Origin of the sequence: Streptomyces sp. NPDC005303 (assembly GCF_040607335.1) — a bacterium.
GTDB lineage: Bacteria > Actinomycetota > Actinomycetes > Streptomycetales > Streptomycetaceae > Streptomyces.
In genome coordinates this window covers 1-4,563 of the sequence record NZ_JBEXGM010000076.1, presented here as the reverse complement: position 1 = coordinate 4,563, position 4,563 = coordinate 1, and the positions used below count along the sequence as shown (strand labels likewise).

The window sequence follows — 4,563 nt, the reverse complement described above, 5'->3', positions numbered from 1 at the left end:
TAGACGACGTCCACGCGGTCGAGGCCGAGCCGTTCGAGGCTCGCCTCAAGGGTGCGTCGTACGCCGTCCGCGCTGAAGTCCCAGACGCGGCGCCGTATGCCGTCGGACCGCTCACCGCCGCGCAGTGACCGTGCCCTCCACCGCGAACAGCTGCTCCTCCACATGGTCGAGGGCCAGTCGCAGCGCACCCGTCGCCACGGCCGCCTCGCCGAGGAGCGACAGGGCCACCTTGGGCGGGCGTAGACAGTAGCGGGCCAACTCGCGCCGCAGCGGCTCCAGTACACCGTCCAGACCGGCCGCCCAGCCGCCGACCACGACGAGTTCCGGGTCGAGGGCCAGCACGAGAGCCGCCACGTCGTGCACGAGCCGCTGGAGGAAGCGGTCCACGGCCGCCCGGGCCCGCTGGTCGCCCTCCCGGGCCTGCGCGAAGACCTCGGCGACGGCCTGCTCGTCGAGCGGGTGCAGGGGCTCGTCCGTGGTGGACAGCAGCGTCTCCGGAGTGACCTCGCGGCCCAGCAGATGCAGCGCGCCGATCTCCCCGGCCGCCCCGCCGTACCCCCGGTGCAGCCTGCCGCCGATCAGCGAACCCGCCCCCGGGCTCAGCCCGGCCAGCACGAACACCACGTCGTCGGACTCGGTCGCGGAGCCCTTCCAGTGCTCGGCGACCGCGGCAGCGTTGGCGTCGTTCTCGACCAGTACCGGGCACTTGAAGGAACGGCTGAGCCGCTCGCCCAGCCGCAGCCCCGTCCACTCGGGCAGCGCCGCGCACAGCCGGATGGTGCCGTCCGCCTCCACGATGCCGGGCGAGGCGACGCCCACGGCCCACAGGGAGTCGCGGGCGACCCCGGCCCGGCGCAGCAGCTCGGCGACCGCCGTGCGCAGCCGCTCCAGGCGCTCGTCCGCGGAGGCCGTCTCGTCGACGTCCTTGGCCACGGCGCCGAGCACCTTGCCGTCGAGGTCGGACAGGAGCGCGGCTACCCGGTGCGGCCCGATGTCGAGGCCCAGCAGATGCCCGGCCTCGGCCCGGAACCGGAACCGCCGCGCGGGCCGCCCCTGCCGCCGGGCGACGCTCTCGTCCGCCGCCTTCTCGACCACCAGGCCGCCCTCGATGAGCCCCTCGACGACCCCCTCAACCGTCGGCCGGGACAGGCCCGTCACCCGGGTGATCTCGGTCAGCGTCGCGCAGTCGGTGGCGCGCAGCGCGTGCAGCACCACCGCGGAATTGATCCTCCGCAGGAGCGAGGGGTCCCCGCCGGTCAGTCGCCCCAACGTCCGTCCTCCCAGCTCGTGCGCGTGTTGGGCGGATCGTACTCGGCGCGGCGCCCCGCGGGCAGGGCCGGGCTCGCGCAGATGTGCCCGCGCCCCGTCGGGACGCCGGGTTCACCCCGGCGCCACGAACCCCGACTCGTACGCCGCGATCACCGCCTGGGTGCGATCACGCGCCCCCAGCTTGGCCAGGACGGCGCTGACGTGCGACTTCACGGCATCGGTGCCGACGACCGACCGGGGAGGTCTGACATGCCTGCGCCGCCGTCCTCCGCTCCGAGTGGCTGAAGATCCGCACGCTGCGCTCGCTCCCAGGCACGCTGCTCGCCCTGTTCTCCGCGACCACGGCGATCGCCGGAGCCTCCGGGACCTCCGGCCCCGACTTCGACTGCCTGTTCACGGCGCTGTCCGGGGTCGCACCGGGCCAGACAGCGGCCGTCTCCTTCGGTGCCATGGCGGTGTCGTCGGAGGTCCACGGGGGTGGGCTCCGGTTGTCGGTGGCCGCGGTGCCGCGGCGGGGGCGGTGGTTCGCCCTCGGCGTGGCCTACCGGGACGAGACCGACGAGGTCCACGTCCTCGCGGTCGCCTCGGACATCGACCCGGTATGACCCGTCCGCCGTCCTGAGGACCCGCTAGCCGTCCTCCGCCGCCACCCGCAGCCGGGCGAACTCCTCCGCCATCGTCTCCGCCGTCCAGTGCGCGTTGAGGCCGCTCGGGTTGGGCAGCACCCACACGCGCGAGTCCCCGATCGTCCGCTTCTGCGGCCCGACCTGCGCCTTCTTGTCGTCGAAGGCCGCGCGATACGCGGTGACCCCCACCACGGCCAGCCAACGCGGCTTGAGCCGTGCCACCTTCTCCGCCAGCAGCCGCCCGCCCTCGCGGTACTCCTCGGCACTCAGCTCGTCCGCCCGCGCGCTCGCCCGGGCCACGACATTGGTGATCCCGAGCCCGTACGACAGCAACTCCTGCTGCTCCGAGGGCTTCAGAAGCCTCGGGGTGAAGCCGGACAGATGCAGCACCGGCCAGAACCGGTTGCCCGGCCGGGCGAAGTGATGGCCCGTCGCGGCCGTCATCAGGCCGGGGTTGATGCCGCAGAAGAGCACATGGAGATCGTCCGCGACCACGTCCGGTACCAGACGGTCGCGGGCGGCCTCCAGCTCCTCGGGGGTGAAGCGCGTCATCACGTGCGGAGGGTCAGAGGATCGCCCCGGGCGTGTAGCCCGCGGCCGCCGGGTGCTGCTTGACGATCTCCTCGATCCGGCCGACGACGGCGGCGACCTGGTCGGCCGCGGCGCCGGTGAAGGACAGCTTGTCGGCCATCAGCGCGTCCAGCTGGGCGCGGTCGAGCGGGATGCGCTCGTCGGCGGCCAGCTTGTCGAGGAGCTCGTTGCGCTCGGCACCCTGCTCGCGCATCGCGAGGGCGGAGGCGACGGCGTTCTCCTTGATCGCCTCGTGCGCGACCTCACGGCCGACACCCGCGCGCACCGCGCCCATCAGCACCTTGGTGGTGGCGAGGAAGGGCAGGTAGCGGTCCAGCTCGCGGGCGACTACGGCCGGGAAGGCGCCGAACTCGTCGAGCACGGTGAGGAAGGTCTCCAGGAGGCCGTCGAGCGCGAAGAACGCGTCCGGCAGCGCGACCCGTCGCACCACCGAGCAGGACACGTCGCCCTCGTTCCACTGGTCGCCCGCCAGCTCGCCGGTCATCGACGCGTAGCCGCGCAGGATGACCATCAGGCCGTTGACGCGCTCGCAGGAGCGGGTGTTCATCTTGTGCGGCATCGCGGAGGAGCCGACCTGGCCCGGCTTGAAGCCCTCGGTCACCAGCTCGTGCCCGGCCATCAGGCGGATCGTCTTCGCCAGCGAGGAGGGAGCAGCCGCCAGCTGCACCAGCGCGGTCACGACCTCGTAGTCCAGGGAGCGCGGGTAGACCTGGCCGACCGACGTGAACGCCTGCGAGAAGCCCAGGTGACCGGCGATCCGCTGCTCCAGCTCCGCGAGCTTCGACGCGTCCCCGCCCAGCAGGTCCAGCATGTCCTGCGCGGTGCCGACCGGGCCCTTGATGCCGCGCAGCGGGTAGCGGGCGAGGAGCTCCTCGACCCGGCCGTAGGCCACGAGCAGCTCGTCCGCCGCGGTCGCGAAACGCTTGCCGAGGGTGGTGGCCTGCGCGGCCACGTTGTGGGAGCGGCCGGCCATGACCAGCTCGGCGTACTCGCCCGACAGCTTGCCGAGGCGCGCCAGGACGGCCACCGCGCGGTCGCGGATCAGCTCCAGGGAGAGCCGGATCTGGAGCTGCTCGACGTTCTCCGTGAGGTCCCGGGAGGTCATGCCCTTGTGGACCTGCTCGTGCCCGGCGAGGTCGTTGAACTCCTCGATCCGCGCCTTCACGTCGTGCCGCGTGACCTTCTCGCGCTCGGCGATGGAGGCCAGGTCGACGGTGTCCAGGACCCGCTCGTAGTCGGCGAGGGCCTGCTCCGGCACCTCGATCCCGAGGTCCTTCTGGGCCCGCAGCACGGCGAGCCAGAGCTGACGCTCGAGCTTCACCTTCTGCTCGGGCGACCAGAGCGTGGCGAGCTCGGCGGAGGCGTAGCGTCCGGCGAGGACGTTGGGGATGCGGGGCTTGGCGGGAGCGGAAGTCACGTGTACGGAGTTTACCTGCCGTCCGTGGAGGCTCTGAAACGTCCATAGAGTCCAGAGAGCGCAGGTCGGGTGCACTCCGACCTGCGCTCTTCCGTGGGGTCTGTGAGACGAGTGTGAGACGCCCGCTTCTGCCGTCAGGACGCGTGCTCTGTCGAGGGCTCTTGAGATATGGGTGCTCCCGGTTCAGCCAGGCCATGAACCACTCGCGGGCGCCGGGCTGCAGATGCAGCACCAGCGGGGTGACCGAGGTGGCCCCCGCGGCGGCGATCGCGCGCACGGTGGCCCGCAGCTGCGCGGGCCGGTCGCTCAGGAACGGGATCACCGGCGCCATCAGCACCCCGCACCCAATGCCGTGCTCGCCCAGCGTCCGTACGACGTCCAGGCGCCGCTCCGGGGCGGGTGTGCCCGGCTCGACGGTGCGCCACAGGTCCGGGTCGGTGAAGCCGACCGAGACCGAGATGCCGATTCCGTCACCGCGGCGGCCTGCCGGAGCAGGTCGAGGTCGCGCAGGATCAGCGTGCCCTTGGTCAGGAGGATGCCCGGCATCAGCCGGTAGCGGCCCTTGGCGCGCTGGTAGCAGTCGACGTTGGTGCCCATCGCTATGTGGTCGCCGGTCCAGCGGCGCGAGCCCAGCTGGCGGCGCAGCAGCTCGGGGGCGTT

General features: G+C 72.6%; 3 protein-coding genes and 3 pseudogenes. 1 reads left to right on the top strand and 5 read right to left on the bottom strand.

Features of this window, described 5'->3' with window-relative positions; all coding sequences use genetic code 11:
• Positions 1–111: 111 nt before the first annotated feature.
• Complete coding sequence (locus ABZT93_RS40250) at positions 112–1,269, bottom strand: ROK family transcriptional regulator (protein ID WP_356114081.1); 1,158 nt, start codon at positions 1,267–1,269, stop codon at positions 112–114.
• 111 nt (positions 1,270–1,380) lie between these two features.
• Positions 1,381–1,506, bottom strand: a pseudogene (locus tag ABZT93_RS40245) (DNA-binding response regulator); the annotation flags it as partial.
• Between the two features lie 44 nt (positions 1,507–1,550).
• Here ABZT93_RS40245 and ABZT93_RS40240 point away from each other — a divergent pair.
• Positions 1,551–1,799, top strand: a pseudogene (locus ABZT93_RS40240) (ABC transporter permease); the annotation flags it as partial.
• 99 nt (positions 1,800–1,898) lie between these two features.
• On the opposite strand, the gene mug reads toward ABZT93_RS40240, so the two are convergent.
• The 3 genes and pseudogenes from mug to ABZT93_RS40225 form a co-directional block, all read right to left on the bottom strand.
• A complete protein-coding gene (gene mug / locus ABZT93_RS40235; RefSeq protein WP_356114083.1) occupies positions 1,899–2,447 on the bottom strand; it encodes a G/U mismatch-specific DNA glycosylase in 549 nt (182 codons plus the stop codon).
• 13 nt (positions 2,448–2,460) lie between these two features.
• Positions 2,461–3,903 carry an adenylosuccinate lyase gene (gene purB / locus ABZT93_RS40230; RefSeq protein ID WP_356114079.1) on the bottom strand — a complete coding sequence of 481 codons (1,443 nt, stop codon included), beginning with the start codon at positions 3,901–3,903 and terminating at the stop codon, positions 2,461–2,463.
• Positions 3,904–4,066: 163 nt separating this feature from the next.
• A pseudogene (locus tag ABZT93_RS40225) lies at positions 4,067–4,563 on the bottom strand (radical SAM protein); the annotation flags it as partial.

Excerpts from the sequence above, each read along its gene's own strand:
- mug (WP_356114083.1), bottom strand. The coding sequence starts at position 2,447 with ATGACGCGCTTCACCCCCGAGGAGCTGGAGGCCGCCCGCGACCGTCTG.